This window comes from Streptomyces sp. H27-H5 (assembly GCF_026627505.1).
Lineage (GTDB): Bacteria > Actinomycetota > Actinomycetes > Streptomycetales > Streptomycetaceae > Streptomyces.
The window spans coordinates 1-20,553 of the sequence record NZ_JAPNLK010000116.1 but is presented as its reverse complement, the minus strand read 5'-3'; the positions used below and the strand labels follow the sequence as shown (position 1 = coordinate 20,553).

15 protein-coding genes and 1 pseudogene are annotated in these 20,553 nt (G+C 71.7%); 11 read left to right on the top strand and 5 right to left on the bottom strand.

Translation table 11 applies throughout. From position 1 onward, the window contains the following. The 3 genes and pseudogenes from galK to OTB19_RS36360 all read right to left on the bottom strand — a co-directional run. Positions 1 to 1,100 (bottom strand): galactokinase (gene galK, locus OTB19_RS36370; protein ID WP_324290578.1); only part of this gene is annotated, 1,100 nt, incomplete at its 3' end. 80 nt (positions 1,101 to 1,180) lie between these two features. Beyond that, a pseudogene (gene galT / locus OTB19_RS36365) lies at positions 1,181 to 2,297 on the bottom strand (galactose-1-phosphate uridylyltransferase). A 14-nt stretch (positions 2,298 to 2,311) separates the two neighbouring features. Then, positions 2,312 to 4,099: a glycoside hydrolase family 35 protein gene (locus OTB19_RS36360; protein WP_267803030.1), complete on the bottom strand. Its 1,788-nt coding sequence runs from the start codon at positions 4,097 to 4,099 to the stop codon at positions 2,312 to 2,314. Between the two features lie 266 nt (positions 4,100 to 4,365). Here OTB19_RS36360 and OTB19_RS36355 point away from each other — a divergent pair, with 266 nt between their 5' ends. From OTB19_RS36355 to OTB19_RS36335, 5 genes are all read left to right on the top strand, one after another. Continuing rightward, a complete protein-coding gene (locus OTB19_RS36355) occupies positions 4,366 to 5,520 on the top strand; it encodes a substrate-binding domain-containing protein (RefSeq protein WP_267803029.1) in 1,155 nt (384 codons plus the stop codon). A 138-nt stretch (positions 5,521 to 5,658) separates the two neighbouring features. Next, entirely contained in the window at positions 5,659 to 7,071 is a 1,413-nt protein-coding gene (locus tag OTB19_RS36350; protein WP_267803028.1) for an ABC transporter substrate-binding protein, read from the top strand. A gap of 350 nt (positions 7,072 to 7,421) precedes the next feature. Next, the gene (locus tag OTB19_RS36345) at positions 7,422 to 8,270 is read left to right on the top strand and encodes a carbohydrate ABC transporter permease (protein WP_267803027.1); all 849 of its coding nucleotides are present in this window, start codon (positions 7,422 to 7,424) and stop codon (positions 8,268 to 8,270) included. Next, complete coding sequence (locus tag OTB19_RS36340; protein WP_420716983.1) at positions 8,267 to 9,202, top strand: carbohydrate ABC transporter permease; 936 nt, start codon at positions 8,267 to 8,269, stop codon at positions 9,200 to 9,202. Before OTB19_RS36345 ends, OTB19_RS36340 begins: the two co-directional genes overlap by 4 nt. A 44-nt stretch (positions 9,203 to 9,246) precedes the next feature. Then, on the top strand, positions 9,247 to 10,233 hold the full coding sequence (locus tag OTB19_RS36335) for a hydroxyacid dehydrogenase (RefSeq protein ID WP_267803033.1): 987 nt from the start codon (positions 9,247 to 9,249) through the stop codon (positions 10,231 to 10,233). On the opposite strand, the gene OTB19_RS36330 is transcribed toward OTB19_RS36335, so the two are convergent. Next, a complete protein-coding gene (locus OTB19_RS36330; RefSeq protein WP_267803026.1) occupies positions 10,221 to 11,018 on the bottom strand; it encodes a sugar phosphate isomerase/epimerase family protein in 798 nt (265 codons plus the stop codon). The two genes, OTB19_RS36335 and OTB19_RS36330, sit on opposite strands and share 13 nt — an antisense overlap. Continuing rightward, complete coding sequence (locus OTB19_RS36325; protein ID WP_267803025.1) at positions 11,015 to 12,088, bottom strand: LacI family DNA-binding transcriptional regulator; 1,074 nt, start codon at positions 12,086 to 12,088, stop codon at positions 11,015 to 11,017. Before OTB19_RS36325 ends, OTB19_RS36330 begins: the two co-directional genes overlap by 4 nt. A gap of 221 nt (positions 12,089 to 12,309) precedes the next feature. On the opposite strand from OTB19_RS36325, the gene OTB19_RS36320 reads away from it, so the two are divergent. The 6 genes from OTB19_RS36320 to OTB19_RS36295 all read left to right on the top strand — a co-directional run bounded on the left by OTB19_RS36320 (position 12,310) and on the right by OTB19_RS36295 (position 20,427). Next, complete coding sequence (locus tag OTB19_RS36320; protein WP_420716982.1) at positions 12,310 to 13,473, top strand: Gfo/Idh/MocA family protein; 1,164 nt, start codon at positions 12,310 to 12,312, stop codon at positions 13,471 to 13,473. Continuing rightward, positions 13,470 to 14,630, top strand: coding sequence for a dihydrodipicolinate synthase family protein (locus tag OTB19_RS36315; RefSeq protein ID WP_267803024.1), 1,161 nt, complete (start codon positions 13,470 to 13,472; stop codon positions 14,628 to 14,630). Before OTB19_RS36320 ends, OTB19_RS36315 begins: the two co-directional genes overlap by 4 nt. Further along, positions 14,627 to 15,466 carry a sugar phosphate isomerase/epimerase family protein gene (locus OTB19_RS36310; protein WP_267803022.1) on the top strand — a complete coding sequence of 280 codons (840 nt, stop codon included), beginning with the start codon at positions 14,627 to 14,629 and terminating at the stop codon, positions 15,464 to 15,466. The genes OTB19_RS36315 and OTB19_RS36310 overlap by 4 nt, the downstream gene beginning before the upstream one ends. Before the next feature lie 73 nt (positions 15,467 to 15,539). After that, the gene (locus OTB19_RS36305; RefSeq protein WP_267803021.1) at positions 15,540 to 17,927 is read left to right on the top strand and encodes a polysaccharide lyase 8 family protein; all 2,388 of its coding nucleotides are present in this window, start codon (positions 15,540 to 15,542) and stop codon (positions 17,925 to 17,927) included. 316 nt (positions 17,928 to 18,243) lie between these two features. Next, entirely contained in the window at positions 18,244 to 19,659 is a 1,416-nt protein-coding gene (locus tag OTB19_RS36300; protein ID WP_324290577.1) for a N,N-dimethylformamidase beta subunit family domain-containing protein, read from the top strand. Between the two features lie 378 nt (positions 19,660 to 20,037). Further along, positions 20,038 to 20,427: a VOC family protein gene (locus OTB19_RS36295; protein WP_267803020.1), complete on the top strand. Its 390-nt coding sequence runs from the start codon at positions 20,038 to 20,040 to the stop codon at positions 20,425 to 20,427. Positions 20,428 to 20,553: the final 126 nt, after the last annotated feature.

The following is a 20,553-nucleotide window of genomic DNA, read 5'->3' as shown; positions in this document are numbered from 1 at the left end:
GGCGGGCGGGGGGCGGCGGGCGGGGGTTGCAGCACGCGGCTCATTCCCGCCGAGGGCACGACCCGGGTGACGCGCGGCGGCGTGAAACCGGCCCGTGCGAAGGCCTCCGTCACCGCGCGGGTCACCTCCGCCTCCGCTGCGGCGTCGATCAGGGTCAGTACGGAGCCGCCGAAGCCGCCGCCGGTCATCCGAGAGCCGTACGCTGCGGCCGAGTTCGCAGCGGCCACGGCCAGGTCCAGTTCCGGGCAGGAGACCTCGTAGTCGTCGCGCAGCGAGACGTGCCCCTCGGTGAGCAGCGGGCCCGTCTCGCGCAGGCGCCCGGCCCGCAGCGACTCCTCGACCCGCAGGACCCGTTCGTTCTCGGTGACCAGGTGCCGGACGCGTCCTCGCGTCGCCGCATCGGCCAGGCCGGCCAGGACCCGGTCGAGGTCCTCGTACGGAAGGTCGCGCAGAGCGGGCAGTCCGAGGCAGTCGGCCGCCCGGTGACAGGTGGCGCGGCGCTCGGGGTAGGCCCCGTCGGCCAGGTCGTGTCGGACGCGGGTGTCGACGACGAGGAGGCTCAGCCCGACCGCCGCGCAGTCGAAGGGGATGTGCCGCTGTTCCAGGGTGCGGGTGTCCAGCCGCAAGGCGTGGCCGTCGGTGGCGCAGGCCGATGCCATCTGGTCCATGACCCCGCACGGCACGCCGACGTACGCGTTCTCGGCGCGCCGGGCGAGCGCGGCCACCTCCGGCCGGGTGAGCGGGAGTTCGTGGAGGTCGGCCAGGGCCAGGGTCGTGGCCACTTCGAGCGCGGCGGAGGAGGACAGGCCGGCTCCGGTCGGAACGTCGGACCGTACGTGCAGGTCCACGCCGCCGACCGGGAAGCCGGCGTCCACCAGGGCCCACACCACCCCGGCCGGGTAGCCCGCCCAACCGCTCCGCCCTCGCGGCGGGCGCGCCGGGTCGAGGGCGGCGAGGTCGAGGCGGACCACGCCCGAGGGGACGTCGGCGGGGTGGAACCCTAGGGTTCCGTCGGCGCGGTGGGCGGCCGCCACCTCGGTGCGGTGCGGCAAAGCGAAGGGGAGGGCGAAGCCGTCGTTGAAGTCGGTGTGTTCGCCGATCAGGTTGACCCGGCCCGGAGCCGCTCAGACGCCCTCGGGCGGATACCCGTACAGGTCCAGGAACTCCTGGGCCACCCGGCTCACGGGCTCGCCACCTCACGCAGCCGTCCGGCCGCGTCCTCCGGTCGGACGTCGTTCATGTAGGCCTCCATCCCGGACTCGGTCCCCGCGAGGTACTTCAGCTTGTCGGCGGTCCGCCGGACGGTGAACAGTTCCAGGTGCAGGGGCGAAGTCGTCCCGATCCCGGCCCTCGCCCGTCGGGGCCTGGTGCCAGGCGGAGATGTACGGGGTCGGGTCGGGCCGCCCGAACAACCGGTCGAATCGGCGCAGCAACTCCAGGTACACCCGGGGGAACTCCGCGCGGGCGGCGTCGTCCAGCGCCGGCAGGTCGGGCACCCGGCGGTGCGGATAGAGGTGGACCTCGTACGGCCAACGCGCGGCGTGGGGGACGAAGGCGGTCCAGTGTTCCCCTTCGAGGACCACGCGGCGGCCGTCGGCCCGCTCGTCGGCCAGGACCTGTTCGAAGAGGTTGCCGCCATCGGATCGGGTGCCTGCACCTGCGCCTGTTCCGGCTTCGGCTTTGGCTTCGGCGCGGTGGGCGGCGACGGTGGCGAGCATGCGGGTGGTGCGCGGGGTGACGAACGGGAAGGCGTAGATCTGGCCGTGCGGGTGGGCGAGGGTGACGCCGATCTCGGTGCCGCGGTTCTCGAAGCAGTACACCTGCCGGACCCCTTCGCGGGCGGCGAGTTCGGCGGTGCGGTCGGTCCAGGCGGCCAGGACCAGTGCCGCGCGCCGCTCGTCGAGTTCGGCGAAGGAGGTCTCGTGGTCCGGGGTGAAGCAGATGACCTCGCAGCGGCCGGTGTCGCCCGCGAGGGAGGGGAAGCGGTTCTCGAAGACGACCACCTCGTAGTCGGACGCCGGCACCTCACTCGCGCGGTGCTCGGTGGAGGGGCACAGCGGGCAGGCGTCGGCGGGCGGGAGGTGGGTGCGGCCCTGTCGGTGGGAGGCGATGACGACACTGTCCCCGAGCAGCGGGTCGCGGCGCACCTCGGAGGTGGTACTCGCGGATCCGTCGAGGGGGCGGGTGTCGGGGACGGCGCGGTCGGTGGGGGCTGTGCGGTTGGTGGGGGCTGTGCGGTCGTCGTCGTAGTAGAGGATCTCGCGACCGTCGGCGAGGCGGGCGCTGGTGCGCTTCACGTGCGGGCCTTCTCTCACTGGAGGGTGACCACCGTGGGGCGGCCGAGGTCGGGCTGGTCGCGCAGCGGCAGTTCGCTGCCGGGGCACTCCAGCTCGAGGACGACGATCACGTTGCCGCCCGTCCGCCACAAAGGGGCCGGGGCGTACAGCGTGCGCTGCGGACCGCGCGGGGAGTCGTAGTGACCGAGGAGGAAGTCATTCAGCCAGATCAGGCCGGTCCCCCAGGTCGACACGTCGATGAATCCGTCGGCGGGTCGCCCGTCGAGGTGGTGCGTGAAGCGGTGGAAGGTCGGCAGGTCAGCCGCCGGCGTGACGTCCGACCATCTCAGGGCGCCGAGATCGGTCAGCGGGAGCGGCCGTATCTCCCATTCGAAGAGCAGTTGGTGGCCGTGGCGGACGCCGCGCCCGATGCCTTTGCGGTCGTCGATCAGGGGGCCGTAGTTGACGCGCCCCTGTGCCCGCACGAGGACGTCGAGGACCACACCGGCCTCCCCTACGGCCAGGTCGAGCCCCTCGTCGGGGGCGTTGCGGTCGAGGACGCCGAGCGGGCTCCCGTCGACGAAGACGTACGCGCGGTCGCCGAGGCCGTCGATCCGTACGGGCATGGCGGCGCGGGGGCCGGTGATCGTGGTGCGGTAGTGGATCAGGCCGTGGTCCTGGCCGAGCTTCTCCATCGGCTCCGGTGCCGCGCGCGGCACCGGAGGGCCGGCGAGCGGGTCGAGGTGCGCGAGGAGCGGAGCGCATCCGGCGGGGGTGGCGAGGGCGGGTGCGATCCGGGGCAGCGGGGCGGGCAGCGGCCCGGCCGGCAGGGAGGCGTGGCGGCCGATGACCTCGCGGAAGGCGTGGAACTTGGGGGTCAGCTCGCCGGCCTCCCCGATGGGCGCGTCGTAGTCGTAGCTGGTGACGGTCGGCTGGTAGCCGGGGTCTGCGGGGCGTGAGCCGGTGTGGTTGGCGCCGGCCCAGAAGCCGAAGTTGGTCCCGCCGTGGGCCATGTAGAGGTTGACGGAGGCGCCGGTGGCGAGAAGCTCGTCGAGGGAGGCGGCGGCGTCCTCGACGGCGCGCACGTGGTGTTCCTCGCCCCAGTGGTCGAACCAACCGATCCAGAACTCCATCGCGGCGAGCGGACCGGTCCGCTGATATCGACGCAAGTGGGCCAGTCGTTCGATGGGTTGGGCGCCGAAGGTCGCGGTGGCGAGCCGACCGGGCACCATGCCGCCCTGGAGCATGGCGTCCTCGGGCCCGTCGGCGGTGAACAGCAGGCAGTCCACCCCGCGCTCGGTCAACGCCCTTTCGACGTCGGCGCGGTAGCGGGCGTCGTTGCCGTAGGAGCCGTACTCGTTCTCGATCTGCACCGCGACCACCGGGCCGCCCCGACTCGCCAGGTGCGGCAGCAGCGCGGGAACGACGGCGTCGAACCAGCCGTCGACCTCGGCCTGGAAGCGTGGGTCGGAGCAGCGCAGGTGGAGGCCGTCCACGGCGAGGAGGCGGGCGGGCAGGCCACCGAAGTCCCACTCGGCGCAGATGTAGGGGCCCGGGCGGACGATCGCGTCGAGGCCGAGGTCCCGGGCGATGCCCAGGAACCGGCCGACGTCGCGCCATCCGGTGAAGTCGGCCTTACCCGGGGCCGTCTCGTGGAAGTTCCAGGGGACGTACGTGTCCACGGTGTTGACGCCGAGGGCGCGCAGCCGAAGGAGCCGGTCCTCCCACAGGTCGGGGTGGACCCGGAAGTAGTGCAGGGCTCCCGAGATGACGCGATGGGGGCGGTCCTCGCGTCGGAATCCGTCCTGGTCGTACGTGAGCATGCGCTGACTCCCGAGAGAGGTCGAGATGCAGTGGCGAGGTGCGGAACGCCGCCGAGAGGCGGGATGCCGTCGAGAAGGGGGAAGCCGTCGAACGCGGCGCCCGCCGAACAGGTGGCGCCGCCGAATATATGAACGTGCTGCGCACGCCGTCAATGACCAATTGAACGCTCCGATCGAATCGATCGTTTCAGCTCACTATGATGGTGGCACTGGCGGCGACACTGCCGGCAACGCTGATGACGGCGGATCGGAAACAGGGGGACATCGTGAGAGCACACGTGGACCAGCGTCAGGCCCAGGTGCGCGCGCTCGTCCGGGCGCGCGGCAGCGTACGCGTCACGGACCTGGCCCTGGAGCTCGGCATCTCCCCCGTGACCCTGCGGCGGGACATCGAGGCCATGGCCGCCCGGGGCGAGATCCACCGGATGCACGGGGTGATCAGCCGCGTGGAGCGGCCGCACCCGCCCACCGGAGCGACGCGGGGCGGCCCGGCCGGCGCGCCCGAGAGGCCGGCGACCCAAGGCGGCGAGGGGCTGGTGGTCGGCATGGTGGTGCCGACCACCGAGTACTACTACGCCGACGTCGTGCGCGGGGCCCGCGCGGCGGTCGAGGCGCGAGGGGCACGGCTCACCGTGGGCCTGACCCGGTACCTGCCGGGCGAGGACCGCACGCAGGCCGACCGACTGCTGTCCACCGGCGCGAACGGGCTGCTGCTGACGCCGAACTGGGACACCGGCTCCCCCGGGCCGGGCGAGGGAGCCTGGACGGCGGAGCTGCCCGTACCGACGGTGCTGGTGGAACGGTGGGCCCCGCCCGGCCATCCGGCGGCCGCACTCGACCGGGTGGGGTCGGACCACGCGCACGGGGCGGCCCGGGCGGTACGACACCTGGTCGACTCGGGGCACCGGCGGATCGCCCTGGCCTGTCAGGAGACGCCGACGACGGCTCGTCTGCGCGCCGGGTACGAGGCTGCCGTCGACGCGCTCGGCCTGGAACCGGCGCCGCCGTGGCCGCAACTCGCCGGCGACCCACCGTCCGTGGCCGACCGGTTCGCCCGGGCCCTGGACTACCTGTGCGAGGCCGTGACGACGGGCGGGGTCACCGCCGCCCTGATCCACAGCGACACCGACGCGATCATGCTGATCCCGAGGTTGCAGGCCCGGGGTGTGCGGGTGCCGGAGGACCTGGCCGTGATCACGTACGACGACGAGGTGGCGGGCCTGGCCGACGTGCCCCTGACGGCGGTCGCACCGGCCAAGCGGGAAGTGGGTGCCCGGGCGGCGGAGTTGCTGTTGGATCGACTGGCCTCCGGTGCGGCGAAGGCGGGTGCGGGTCCAGGGGCGCGTGCGGGAGCGGGAGCGACCGAGGAGCCGCCTCGTCAACATCTGGAGCTGCTGCCCCGGCTGACCATTCGCCCATAAAGGACGGCCACTCGTCCTACGAACGATCGTTTCGATCGAGTCGTGCGTTCGCTCTTGACGGTGTGCGTGTTCGTACAAAAGATGGGCCGCGTTCTCCCATCCGCCGCCGTCAGCGGTCGTGTCCGTAGGAGCCGAATCATGTCGCGCAGCTTCTTTCGCCCTGCCCGTTCCGCTCGCCCTGACGGTTCGGGCCGTCCTGCCCGGTCCGGCCGTGCCGCTCCTCGTGGCCGTGGTCCGCGTCTGCCCCGCCTGGCCCTCACGGCCTCGATCGCCTCCCTGGCCCTGCTCGCCACTGCCTGTGGCGGCGACGACGGACGGGCCGATGGTGCGGCCGGTTCGGCGGGTGGGCCCGGTTCGGCGGAGCGACCGGTCACCGTCACGTACTGGTCCTCGTCGGCGGGTGCGCAGCAGACGGTCGACGCCTTCAACAAGACGCACCCGAACATCCGGGTCGCGTTCTCGGCGATCCCTGGCGGTCCGGACGGCGCGGCGAAACTGGCGAACGCGGTCAAGGGCGGCAACGCTCCCGACATCGCCACCATGGACTACTCCGCGCTCCCGGAGTTCGCGAGCGGCGGCAATCTGGAGGACCTCACGGGGACCTCCGGGAAGCTCGTCGGGGAGAAGTTCCCCGAGGCGGTGCAGTCCTTGGTGACGCTGGGCGGCAAGACCTGGGCCGTCCCGTTCGACGTGACGCCCCTCGAACTCTTCTACCGGAAGGACATCTTCGAGAAGCACGGTGTGGCCGTGCCGAAGACATGGGACGAGTACAAGGCCACGGCGGAGAAGATCAACCGGGCCGATCCGTCCGTGCGGATCACGAACTTCGGCGGCGGCGACCCCGCCGTGCTCGCCGGCCTCGCCTGGCAGGCGGGTGCGAAGTGGTACGGGATCGAGGGCGACAAGTGGAAGGTCGCCATCAATGATCCCGCCTCGAAGAAGGTGGCGGAGTATTGGAACGGGCTGATGGCGTCCGGACTCGCGTCGAAAACCCCGCTGTGGGGTGAGGGCGAGGCCAAGGAGCGCTCGTCCGGGCAGGTCGCGACCATCGTCGGCGCCGCCTGGACAGCGGGCACGCTCGTCGCGAACTACCCGGACCTCAAGGGCAAGTGGGGCGTGGCCCCGCTGCCCACGTGGGACGGCACGCCGGCGACCGGGATGTACGGCGGTACCTCGTACATCGTCCCGAGGGGCAGCAAGCAGACGAAGGCGGCTGCCGAGTTCATCTCGTGGGTGACCACCAAGCCGGAGGCGATCAAGGCCCGTCTCAGCTCGCTGAAGGCCCCGAGCAGCGCGCTGCCGGCCAATCCGGAGATGCAGGCCGAGGCGGCCAGGCTGTTCGACGCCTCGTACTTCGACGGACAGAACCCGTATGTCCTGGCGGGCGAGGCGGCGACGACGATCCTGCCCGACTGGACCTGGGGCCCGACGCACCTCCAGGTCAACTCGGCGCAGAACGCCGCCGGGCCGGACCTCGTGAAGGCGCTGTCCGAAGGGCAGGCCGCCGCCGAGAAGGCGATCAAGGACCGCGGCCTGGGCCTGGCCGACTGATGCCCGGCCGCCACACACCCCTGCCTGCGAATTCGTCGTCACGACCGAACGCCCCGACCCCGATCCCGACCCCGGTCCGCGAGGACACGCAGCGCCCTGCCGCTTCGCCACCACCGGACTCGTCTCCACATGCGTCTCCGGATTCAGCTCGGCATTCGCCGCAGGTTCAACACCCGACTCCCGACACGGCGCCACCGCAGGACCTCCCTTCCGCAACCGTCTCCGACGGCGCGGCTGCCCGAACTGCCGCCACCTCGACACCTCCCCCACCGCACCGCCAGACCCACACCCACACCGATGCCGGGCCCGGCAGGCTCCCACGCACCGGGCGGTGGGCCGCATCCCTCTTCATGGCCCCCTTCTTCGCGCTGTTCGCCCTCGTCACCGTCGCACCCGTCTGCTACGCCGCCTGGTTGAGCCTCTTCCGCGACGAGCAGTCCGGCCTCGGATTCGGCGGTACCCGGCGGGTCTTCAACGGGCTCGGCAACTACGCGGAGGCCCTCACCGACCCCCTCTTCCTCGCCTCCTTCCGCAACGTCGCCGTCTACTGCCTGCTCTACATCCCCCTCATGGTCAGTGGCGCCCTGCTCCTCGCCCTGCTCCTCGACTCCGCACTCGCCCGCGCCAGGCGCTTCTTCCAGATCGCGTTCTACCTGCCGCACGCCGTACCCGGGCTCATCTCGGCGATGATCTGGCTCTACCTCTACACACCCGGGCTCAGTCCCGTTCTCGACGCCCTCGACACCGTCGGCCTGTCCTGGAACTTCTTCGGCCGCGACGAGGCCCTGCTGTCCGTGGTCAACATCTCGGCCTGGCAGTGGATGGGCTACAACATGATCATCTTCTTTGCCGGACTCCAGGCGATCCCCCGGGAGACGCTGGAGGCCGCCACCATGGACGGAGCCGGCGCCGTCCGCATCGCCTTCCAGGTCAAGGTGCCCAGCATCCGCCCCACCCTCGTGCTGACCGTGCTCTTCACCTGTGTCGGCGCCGTTCAACTCTTCGACGCCCCGCAGTTGCTGCAACTCCGCGCCACCGAGATGGGCGAGTCCTGGTCGCCGACCATGTACATCTTCAGCGCCGCGTTCAAGGGCCACGACTACGGACTCGCGGCCGCGAGCGCCCTGCTGCTCGCCCTAATGGCCGGCGCGGCCTCCTTCGTGGTGACGAGGCTCGGCAACCGTTGGAGGTCCGCATGACCATCCCCCTCACCCCCGACCGGCACGCCGCCGGTTCCCGCCGAGCGGTCGGGCGCCCCCCGGGCGACCGCTCTTCCCTCCCCCGCGCCGCCCTCTCACGGACCGCTCTCTCGCGCACCGCAGTCAACGCGGTTCTTCTTCTCGTCGCCGTCTACACCCTGATGCCCCTCGTCTGGCTGGTGCTGGCCGCGACCAAGAACCGTCGGGACCTCTTCGCCACCGAGCCGTTCGCCTTCGGCGAGTTCCACTTCCTCACCAATCTGGGTCAGGTCTTCACCCACGACGACGGGATCTTCGGCCGGTGGCTCGGCAACAGCCTCCTCTACACCCTGGTCGGCTCCACTCTCTCCGCTCTGATCAGCGTGGCCTGCGGCCATGCCTTCCACGCCTACTCCTTCCGGCACAAGGAGAAGCTCTTCGGCGTCGTCCTGGCCGGTGTCCTCGTCCCGGCCACCGTGCTCCAACTCCCGCTCTACCTGATGGCCTCGGCCGCCGGCGCGGTGAACACGTACTGGGCCTACCTGGTACCCGCCCTCGTCAACCCCTTCGGCGTCTACCTGGCCCGGGTCTTCGCCGAGGGCTACGTCCCCGACGAGGTGCTGGCCGCCGCCCGCGTCGACGGCGCGGGTGAACTGCGGGTCTTCACCCACGTGTCGTTCCCGATGCTGTGGCCCGGCTTTGTGACGATCTTCCTGTTCACCTTCACGGCGATCTGGAACAACTTCTACGGCGCGCTGACCATGCTGAACGACGAACGGCTCTACCCCGTGAGTCTGGGCCTGTTCATGTGGAACCGCAGCGTCTACCAGCAGCCCGAGCTGTATCCCCTGGTGATCACCGGTTCACTCGTCGCCGTCATACCGCTCGTGCTGGCCTTTCTCGGCCTCCAGCGATTCTGGCGCTCGGGTCTCACCGCAGGAGCCGTCAAGTGACCCACACCCCCCTCTCACCCTCCCGTCCCTCGACGGTGCTCGCCATGAGCCCCGGCACCCGGGCCGCCGTCCTCAGCGGCCGTGTTCTGCCCGAACTCGTCCGGGTCGCGGACGTCGACCCCAAACTCCTCCTCACTGATTTCGCCCACGTGGATCCCGGGTTGCACCGGCGCCTCGACGAGGTGGAGGTGCTGTTCACTGGTTGGGGCTGTCCCCTCCTCGACGCGGACGCGTTGGAACGGATGCCACGACTGCGGGCCGTCGTCCATGCCGCCGGGAGCGTCAAACACCATGTCACCGAGGCCTGCTGGGAACGTGGCCTGCTCGTCTCCAGCGCCGCCGCCGCCAACGCGGTGCCGGTGGCCGAGTACACGCTGGCCGCGATCCTGTTCACCAACAAGCGGGTGCTGGAATCCGCGCACGCCTACCGTGCCACCCGGGCACCCATCGACCTGTTGCGCCGCTATCCCACCGTCGGCAACTACCGTCGCACCGTCGGCATCGTCGGGGCGTCCCTCATCGGCCGGCGCGTGCTGGAGCTGCTGCGCCCCTTTGACCTCCAGGTACTCGTTCACGACCCCTACGCCGATCCCGTCGAACTCGCGGCTCTCGGCGCCGAGACCTGCGCACTGGACACCCTGCTGCGCCGCAGTGACGTGGTGAGCCTGCACGCGCCGGCCCTGCCCCGGACGCACCATCTACTGGACGCCTCCCGGCTGGCCCTGATGCCGGACGGCGCGACCCTCGTCAACACCGCACGGGGCTCCCTCGTGGACACCGCGGCGCTCACCGAGGAACTGGTCGCCGGGCGACTGCACGCCGTCCTCGACCACACCGACCCCGAGGTGCTGCCTGCCTCCTCTCCCCTGTTCAATTTGCCGAACGTGCTGCTCACTCCCCATGTCGCAGGTTCCCTGGGCGGGGAGCTGGACCGGCTGGCGGCCACCGCCGTCGAGGAGTTGGAGCGGTACGCCCGCCGGCTCGGCTTCCGCCACGCCGTCGATCCGACCCGCCTCGCCTACTCGGCGTGAGCGCCGTGGGCAACCAGCCGCCCCAGGTGGGCGCGCCCCTGCGAGAGCTGCCCCGCGAGCCCGGCCGCCCCCGGGTACCAGCGTCTCTCGTACTCCCAACACAGCCAGCCATCGGGCGGTGCGCAGGCGACGGCTTCTGCCAGCGGCAGCACCCCGGCTCCCAGCCCGAGCGGGGTGAGATCCTCCGCCGATGCCACGTCCTTCACTTGGAGGTAACCCAGGTGCCCGCCCAGGCTTCGGCGCGACTGGGCCGGCCGCTCACCGCCCAGCCAGGTGTGGAGCACGTCCCACAGCGCTCCCGCGCCCGGCTGTGCCACCCGGTCCAGCACCCCGGCGACCGCGGCCGCGGTGCGGTGCGAGTCGTGGGTCTCCAGGAGGATCCGGATACCGTGCCGCTCGGCGAACGGAGCGACGCTCAGCAGCCGGCGGACGGCGTTGGCGTCGGCCTCCGGTTCGGGCAGGTCACCCCCTCCGGGGAAGACCCGCACATACGGGGCTTCGACGTCGGCGGCGAGCCGGACCAGCGACTTCAGCTCGGCGAGGACCGGGGCGTCCTCACCCCCTGCGGCCACCCTGGCGTAGCCCGCGACGGCGAGGACGGTGACACCGGCGGCGGTCACGGTGCGCAGGGCCTCTATCCGGTCACCGGCGGGTGTGCCGGGATGCAGGGGCTCCTCGGTGTGGGCGCGCAGTTCGAGTCCGTCGTACCCGTGGGCGGCAGCGAGTGCGGCGCTCCTGTCCAGCGGGGTACCGGGCAGGCCGAGCGTGGAGAAGGCGTACTTCACGGACGGCTCCCTTCTGGCGGTGCTGGGGCGGTGGAGCCTCGGACCATGAGCTCGGCGGGCAGGGTGGTGATGCCCCCGGGTGGCAGGGCTCGGCGTCCGGTGACGAGGTGGGCGGCGAGCACGCCCGCCTCGCGCAGCGGCAGCCGGACCGTGGTGAGCGCGGGCGCGGTGTCCACGCAGAACGGCAGGTCGTCGAACCCGGCCACGGAGACGTCCTCGGGGATTCGCAGCCCCGCTTCCTTGAGTGCGGCGACGACGCCGGCGGCGACGGTGTCGTTGGCCGCGGCGACGGCGGTGAACGGCTCGCCTCGGCGGAGCAGTTCGCGGGTGGCGTCATAGCCGGCGGCGCGCTCGAAACCGGCATGCACGGTGAGGGGTGCGCAGGTCTCGGGCAGAGTGGGGTCATGTCTTCGCAAGGCCTCACGGTGCCCGGCGAGCCGCTCGCGGGTGGTGCTCCGCCCGGGCGGCCCGGCCACGTAGGCGATGCGCCGGTGGCCGAGGGTCAGCAGGTGTTCGGCGAGCCGGAACGCGCCGCCGTGGTCGTCGAACATGACGGTGGCGACGGGGAGTCCGGGGGCGAGCGGCAGAGGTGGCCGCCCGCACAACACCACCGGGGCGCCGGCAGCAGCCATCCTGGTGAGCCGGGCGGTGAGTGCGGAGGTGTGTTCCAGTTCCTCGACCGCGCCGCCGGTGAGGACGACCCCGCCGGCGCGCTGTCCTTCCAGGAGGGCGAGGTAGGCGAGTTCGGCCTCGGGTGCGCCCTCGGTGTTGCACACGACGGCGAGCCGGCGGGCGCCTTCGCCGGTGGGGGCGAGGGCGCCTTGCAGGGATCCGGCGAGGATCCCGAAGAAGCTGTCGGCGACATCGTGGACGAGGACCCCGACGAGGTCGGAGGTGGCCGCCGCAAGCGCCCGGGCGGGCCCGTTGGCGATGTATCCCAGGTCTTCGACGGCCTGTTCCACCCGTGTCCGGGTGCCGCCGGCCACCGGGTATCCGCCGTTCAGTACGCGCGAGACCGTGGCGGGCGATACACCCGCGTGTGCCGCGACCTCGGCGAGAGTCACCGCCATGTCGTACACCTCCCTCTGCTTCGGGCTCCGGCCCCGGGCCGACGCCCTGTCCGTCGTGTGGATCTCCATACTGCCGGATTCAGCAAGCGCTTTCTATCACTCGAAAGAGTCTTGCTGCGAAGCGACTTGCAGCCCTAGCCTGAATGGAGTGAAAGCGCTTTCTATCGGCGCTCTCCCTCACCTTTCCCAGCAGGAGCACATCCACAACGGAGGAGGGAACCATGGACCACGCGATCCCGCGCAGGACGATCAAGATCGCCATGAACGGCGTGACCGGGCGGATGGGATACCGCCAACATCTCGTCCGCTCCCTGCTCGCCCTGCGCGAACAGGGCGGGCTGGACCTCGGGGACGGCACGGTGCTGTGGCCGGAGCCGGTCCTGGTCGGACGCCGGGAAGCCGCGCTGCGGGCCATCGCCGACCGGCACGGCCTGGAGCACGTCGGCACCGACCTGGCGGCCGTGCTCGCCGATCCCGAAGTGGAGATCTACTTCGACGCGCAGGTGACCGCCGCCCGCGAGGCGGCGGTCCGGCAGGCCGTCGCGGCCGGCAAGCACGTGTACTGCGAGAAGCCGACCGCACTCACCTACGCGTCCTCCCTGGAACTGGCCCGGTTGGCTTCGGCGGCCGGCGTCAAACACGGGGTGGTGCAGGACAAGCTGTTCCTCCCGGGCCTGCTGAAGCTGAAGCGGCTGATCGAGGGCGGCTTCTTCGGGGAGATCCTCTCGGTGCGGGGCGAGTTCGGCTACTGGGTGTTCGAGGGCGACTGGCAGCCGGCCCAACGCCCGTCCTGGAACTACCGCACACAGGACGGGGGCGGCATCGTCGCCGACATGTTTCCCCATTGGGACTACCTGCTGCACGAGTTGTTCGGTCGGGTCGAGACCGTTCAGGCCCTCACCCGCACGCACATCGGACGTCGCTGGGACGAGGAGGGCAAGCCGTACGAGGCCACGGCGGACGACGCGGCGTACGGGATCTTCGAGCTGGAGGGCGGCGCGGTGGCTCAGATCAACTCCTCCTGGGCCGTCCGGGTCCACCGTGACGAGCTGGTGGAGTTCCAGGTGGACGGGACACACGGCTCGGCGGTCGCGGGCCTGCGCGGGTGTCGGATCCAGCACCGTGCCGCGACGCCCAAGCCGGTGTGGAATCCGGATCTGGCGGAGACGGGGGACTTCCGTGCCCAGTGGCAGGAAGTCCCCGACAACAGTCCCGCGGACAACGGCTTCAAGGCCCAGTGGGAGCTTTTCCTGCGCCATGTGGTTCGGGACGAGCCGTGGCGTTGGGACCTGTTGGCCGGGGCCCGCGGCGTGCAACTCGCCGAGCTCGGCCGCGCCTCCGCCGTGGAGGGCCGGCGGCTGCCGGTGCCGGAGGTGACCCTGTGAACGTCCTTCGGCTCCCCAGCGTGGACGGCGGTATCCGCCTCCACCGCCCCGACACCGTCCCGCTCGCACCGCTGGTCTCCGAGCCGGCCCACAGCAGGGTGTTCTACGCGGCGGCCCACGTGGTCGCCGATCCGCTGGCCGCGTCGGCCGAGTCCGGTCCGGTGGTCGACTGGGACGCCACCTTGGCCTTCCGCCGCCGGCTGTGGTCCCAGGGGCTCGGGGTCGCGGAGGCAATGGACACCGCGCAGCGCGGGGCGGGGCTGGACTGGCCGGCGGCCGCGGAACTGATCCGCCGCTCCGCCGCCGAGGCCCGGACGGCAGCGGGCCGGATCCTGTGCGGCGCGGGCACGGACCAGTTGTCCCCGGAAGGGGCCCATTCCCTGGCGGTGATCACCGCGGCGTACGAGGAACAGTTGGCGCACATCGAGGCCTGCGGGGCACGGCCGGTCCTGATGGCGTCCCGCGCACTGGCACGGGCGGCGGCCGGTCCGGAGGACTACCTGGAGGTGTATGGAGGCCTGCTGCGTCAGAGTGCCGGGCCGGTGGTCCTGCACTGGCTGGGGCCCATGTTCGATCCCGCGCTGGCCGGCTACTGGGGCCACGACGACACGGACGAGGCGGCGGAGATCCTGCTGAACATCATCGCGGAGTGTCCGGAGAAAGTGGACGGGATCAAGGTCTCGCTGCTGGACGCCGGACAGGAGGTCGCCCTCCGGCGCCGACTGCCCACCGGGGTGCGCTGCTACACCGGAGACGACCACCACTATCCGGAACTGATCGCCGGGGACGGGGTGCGGACCGGCGACGCACTGTTGGGGGTCTTCGATCCCCTCGCGCCGATCGCGGCGCGGGCGGCGCTCGCGCTCGATCGAGGCGACACCGAGGGCTTCCGGGAGTTGCTGGATCCGACGGTTCCGCTGGCGCGCCACCTGTTCTCCCCGCCGACACGGCATTACAAGACGGGGGTGGTGCTGTTGGCCTGGCTGGCGGGGTACCAGGAACACTTCACGATGGTCGGTGGCCTCCAGTCGGCCCGCTCGCTCCCCCACCTCGCCACGGCCTACGAGAGAGCGGACCTGCTGGGTCTGTTCCCCGATCCCGAACTGGCCGCGGACCGAATGCGGCACTTGCTCGCGGTGCACGGGGTGGCGTCGTGAGCCGGGCGCCGGCGCCCGTCCGGTTCAGCCTCAACCAGGAGACGATCCGTCAGTGGTCGCTGCCGGAGCTGGTGGCGGGGTGCACGGCGGCCGGGGTGGGCGCGGTGGGGCTGTGGCGGGATCCCGTGCGGCGGTTCGGGGTCCGGGAGAGCGCGAAGCTGGTCGCCGGGGCGGGGCTGCGGGTCAGCTCGCTGTGTCGCGGCGGTTTCTTCACGGCCGCCGACCCCGCGGGACGGGCGGCGGCGCTGGAGGACAACCGGCGGGCCGTGGAGGAGGCGGCCGAGTTGGGTGCGCAGACCCTGGTCCTGGTGTCGGGTGGCCTGCCGGCGGGTGACCGTGACCTGCCGGGGGCGCGCGGCAGGATCGTCGACATTCTGGGTGAACTCGCACCGTGGGCGGCGGGGCACGGGGTGCGCCTGGGAATCGAGCCGCTGCATCCGATGTTCGCGTCGGATCGGTGCGTGGTGTCCACGCTGGGGCAGGCCTTGGACATCGCCGAGCAGTTTCCGTCGGAGCGGGTCGGGGTGGTGGCGGACGCCTATCACCTGTGGTGGGACGAGCGGCTGCCGGCCGAGTTGCGTCGGGCGGGCGAGTCCGGGCGGATCGTGTCCGTGCAGGTGGCCGACTGGGTGACTCCGCTGCCCGAAGGGGTGCTCTGCGGGCGGGGGCAGTTGGGTGACGGGTGCGTCGATCTGCGGGCGTTCCGCGAGTTGGCGGACGGGGTGGGGTACCGCGGACCGATCGAGGTGGAGATCTTCCAGCCGGGGTTGTGGGCCCGGGAGGGGTCCGAGGTACTGCGGGAGGTCATCGAGCGTTACCGCGAACACGTCGAGTGAGGTGAGGCCCGGAACAGACGGACCGGTGCGATCGATCAGATGGGTCAGGCACGGATCAGACAAGGAGCATGCGATGACAGCGATGTGGAGTCGGCGCGCCTTCCTCTCCGCCGCCGGCGGGGGCGCCTGGGCGCTGGGCGTACCGGCGGGCGCCCAGCCGGCGGAGGAGGTCCACGACGAGGCCATGCGGGCCGTCTGGTGTGTCCTCTACCTCGGTGGCGGGTTCTCCGCCGGGGCCGAGCCGTTCCGTTCGAGGCTGCTGGAGCTCGGGGAGCAGGCGGACGCCTGGCGCGCGACCATGGCGCCGGCGCCCGGTTCGCTCTGGCCGGAGTTGGGTTTCACCACCGACCCCGAGCTGATGATGCAGAGCTATTACCGGCTGCGGACGATGGCCGAGGCCTACGTCCGGCCCGGAACCGGGCGCACCGGGGACGCGGCGTTGCTGTCCGCTCTGCTCACCGGGCTCGATCACCTGCACGCGCGGGTCTACCACGCAGGCCAGGCCAGATACGGGAACTGGTACTGCTGGCAGATCGGCGCCCCGCAGGCGCTGCTCGACCTCTGCGTCCTGCTGTACGCGGACCTGGGCCCGGCGCGGCTCACCGCGTTCCGCGCGGCCGTGGACCACTTCGTGCCGGATTCGGCGGTCGCCTCGTACTCCGGCACCAGCACGGGTGCCAACCGCGTCGATCTGTGTCGGGTGCTGGCGTTGAGCGGGGTGCTCGGCGCGGATTCCGCGAAGATCGGCCTGGCCCGGGACGCGCTCGCGCCGGTGTTCCCGTACGTCTCGACGGGCGACGGGCTGTACCGGGACGGGTCCTTCGTCCAGCACACCTGGGTGCCGTACACGGGGACGTACGGGGCGGTGTTGCTCGGTGGACTCGGCATGCTGTTCGCCTTGTTGCGCGGGACTCCGTGGCAGGTGACCGATCCCGGGGCGGAGATCGTCCTCAACGCCGTCGAGCGGGCCTGGGCGCCGTTCCTGTTCAACGGTTTGATCATGGACTCGGTCTCCGGGCGGGCGATCAGTCGCGGCCTGACCGCGGGAGACCCCCGGCAGGTCCAACAGGACGACCACACGCGGGGACATGCGGTACTGGCCGGGATCCTGGTCCTGGCCGAGGGCGCGAGCGAGGCTCGGCGGGCCCGGTGGCGGGCACTGGTCAAGGGATGGGCGCTCCGGGACCGGTACAGCCCCGTTCTCGATGATCGCACGCTCGGCCTGTCCGCCCTGGCCAGACTGGCGGAGGTGGTGGCCGATGCCTCGGTGGCGCCGCTCCCCGAGCCGGTCGGGCACCGGCTGTTCGCCTCGATGGACCGGGCCACGCACCGGCGGCCGGGCTGGGCCGCCTCCCTCTCCATGGCTTCCCGCCGGATCGCCCACTACGAGACGGGCAACGGCGAGAACCTGCACGGCTGGCACACCGGGAGCGGGATGCTCGCCTGGTGGGGCTCCACCTACGGCAACGGTCAGTACACCGACGGGTTCTGGCCCACGGTGCATCCGTACCGGCTGCCGGGCATCACGGTCGCGCGGAAGGCCCTCTCGGACGGTGCGGGAGGCGACTGGGGAGCTTCCCGGCCGGAGGCGACGTGGGTGGGCGGGACCACGGACGGAGAGTTCGCCTCGGTGGGACAACACCTGCGGGGTCTGGGCAGCACTTTGACGGCCCTCAAGGCCTGGTTCTTCCTGGCGGACACGATCGTCTGCCTGGGAGCGGGGATCCGGGCGACGGACGGCGTACCGGTCGAGACGATCATCGACAACCGCAATCTGGGCGCCGCCGGCACGCACGCCCTGACCGTCGGCGGCAGGGTCCAGCCGACCGGACTCGGCTGGTCGGCGACCTTCTCCTCCCCGGGCTGGGCGCATCTGGCGGGCTTCGGGGGCTACGTCATGTCGGGGCCGGGTGGGTTCAAGGCCTTGCGGGAGGCGCGTACCGGTCGGTGGAGCGACATCAACCGGGGCGGCTCCACGACCCCGTTGACCCGGCGCCATCTGACCCTCTGGTACGACCACGGGGTCGATCCGACGGCCGCCGGATACGTCCACCAGATCCTCCCCGGAGCATCGGCGGCCGGGACCGCGGCCCGGGCAGCCGACCCCGACCACATCCGCGTGCTCGCCAACACAGAGACGGCGCAGGGCATTTCATGCGCCGCCCTGGGCTTCACCGGGGTCAACTTCTGGCAGGCCGGATCGGCGGGGGCCTTGTCGGCCAGTGCCCCCTGTTCGGTCACGGTGCGGGAGAGAACCGACGACACGGCCACGATCTGCGTGGCGGACCCGCGTCGGGCACCGGCCTCGCTGACCCTGGTGTGGAACCGGCCCGTCGCCTCGGTGCTGTCCCGACCGTCGAGCGTGCTGACGGCGACCACGGGGGCCCGCCTGCGGCTCGGATTCGGGGACCTGACCGGGGCGGAGGGGGCCGGTCAGGAGGTGGTGGTGCGGTTGGGGTGAGACCGGGCTGCCGGGCGTGGCCCACGGCCGGCGGACGACGTACAACCCGACGAAAGGAGGGGGTAGAGCGTGACATAGCGTGCCCTTCATGGATCAGGAGCAGGGGGCCGGGGGGACCGGTTCAGCGGGCAGGCGGCGGTTCATCGCGATCGCGGCGACGGGAGCGGCCACGGCCGTCGGGATCGGTGCCGCTGCCGGTTGCGCGAGCGGTGGCGGCGACGCGAAGGGGGACGGTGCGGGCGGAGATCCGAAGTCGGGGGGCTCCCCGTCGGGGTCGCCGAACGCGTCGGGCTCCTCTCCCGGGCCCGGATCCGGGGTGTTCGACGTCAAGGCCGAGAACGCACGTCCCGGGAACCCCGACTGGCACGTGACCAAGGCGGGGTCGGCCCGCGCCATCGAGGGGTTCGCCGACCGGGTCAGCGTCCTGCCCGGTGAGTCGTTCGGGCTGCACGTGTCCACTGCGGCGCCCCGGTTCACGGTCGCCGCGTACCGCATGGGGTGGTACGGCGGCGCGCGGGCCCGGCTGGTGTGGCGGTCGCAGGCACTGCCCGGGGTTCGGCAGCCCGAGCACACGGTGGACGCGGGAACCAGGATGGTCCGCACCCGGTGGTCCCGTACCACCACGGTTGACACCGGTGGCTGGCCCGAGGGTTGCTACCTGATCCGGCTCGACGCGCAGGGCGCCGAGGGGCAGCGTTTCGTCCCGCTCACCGTCCGCTCGGCGTCCACGAAGGGGCGGACCGTCATCGTGAACGCGGTGGCGACCTGGCAGGCGTACAACAGGTGGGGTGGCTACGGCAGCTACGACGGACCGACCGGCGGCTACGCCTCGCGTTCGCTCGCCGTGACCTTCGACCGGCCGTACGAGTACGACGACGGGGCGGGCCTGTTCCTGGTGTACGAGGCACCGCTGATCGCCCTCGCCGAGCGGCTCGGCATACCGCTCGCGTACACGACCACCACGGATGTGGCACGGGAGAAGCGACTACTGGAGGGGGCGGCCGCCGTGCTCTCGCTGGGACACGACGAGTACTGGTCCCCGGAACAGCGGGCGCACGTCACCGCGGCCAGGGACGCCGGCACCAACATCGCGATCCTGGGCGCGAACTGCTGCTACCGCCGGATCCGCTTGGAGCCGTCCGACCTGGGGCCGGACCGCACGGTGGTCTGCTACAAGTCGTCCTACGCCCAGGACCCGGGGTTCAAACGGGGTCACCCCGCGACGGTCGACTTCCGCTCGGCCCCCGCCGCCGAACCGGAGAGTTCCCTGCTCGGTGTCATCTACGACGGCTATCCGGTGGACGCCCCCTATGTGGTGACACAGCCCGGGCACTGGCTGTTCGAGGACACGGGGGTGAAGGCCGGTGACGGGTTCGCGCACCTGGTCGGGGTCGAGTACGACAAGGTGAACACCGGCTTCCCGACTCCCCGCCCGATCGAGATCATCGCCCACTCCCCCGTGGTCTGTGAGGGCAGGCCCAGCCATCAGGACACGGCCTATTACACCGTGGCGAGCGGCGCCGGGGTGTTCGCGACGGGAACGATGCGCTGGGTCGAGGCACTCGACGCGAAGGGCGACGGGCGCGGCGGCGGCAACCACGGTCTGGACGCGCGTTCCGGGGCGCTGACCACCCGGGTGACGGAGAACCTGCTGCGGGTCTTCGCGGCGGGCCCGGCGGGCCGGACGCATCCCGCGCGGGACAACGTCGATTCGGTGTACGGGCGTTCCTGACCAGGTCGTTCGACAGCATCGCCGGCACCTCGGCGGCGGGAACCTCGTCATCGGACAGGACACCTCGCCTCACCAGCACCTCAGCCTCAGGCACCACACCCGCACGGCACCTCACCGGCCGGGCACCTCACCCGCACGGCCACGCCGGTCGCCGAACCGTGCTCGGCGGCGTCGGCGGCGCCGGGCACCTCGTACGCCGGGCACCCCATCCCCCGGGCGCCTCGGTCGCCGAGACCTCGGCCGGGACCTCATTCGACCGAATATCGATGGACCCGGCATGATCGGTGTGCTTAGGCTCGTGCGGACGGCATCGCGTGTCGGTCACCGACCGGGTGAGGCATGGAGGCGCCGTGACGTGCCTTTCGGAGGCATCCACCCATGTCAGTACAGCTGAACCACACGATCGTCCACAGCCGTGACAACCGGCGGTCCGCGGAGTACCTCGCCGACATCCTCGGCCTGGAGGTCGGGACCGAGTGGGGTCCCTTCATTCCCGTCGAGACCGGAAATGGCGTCACCCTCGACTTCGCCACCGCCGCCCCCGGCGAGTCCATCACTCCTCAGCACTACGCGTTCCTCGTCTCCCAGGACGTGTTCGACGCGGCCTACGAGAAGATCAAGGCGGCGGGAACCGAGTACTACGCCGATCCGCACCGCAGGCACCCGGGCGAGATCAACCACAACGACGGGGGCAGCGGCATCTACTTCCCCGACCCGTCCGGGCACTGGTTGGAACTGATCACCCGCCCGTACGGCTTCCAAGGCTGAGCCCGGGAGGGTCGGGCGCCCGGCCGGGCAGGGCAGACCGGCCGGGTGACCCCCTCGACCCACGCCCCCCGACCCCCGCCCCACGCCCCACGCCCCACGCCCCGCCGCCGGCCGCCCCCGCCCGGC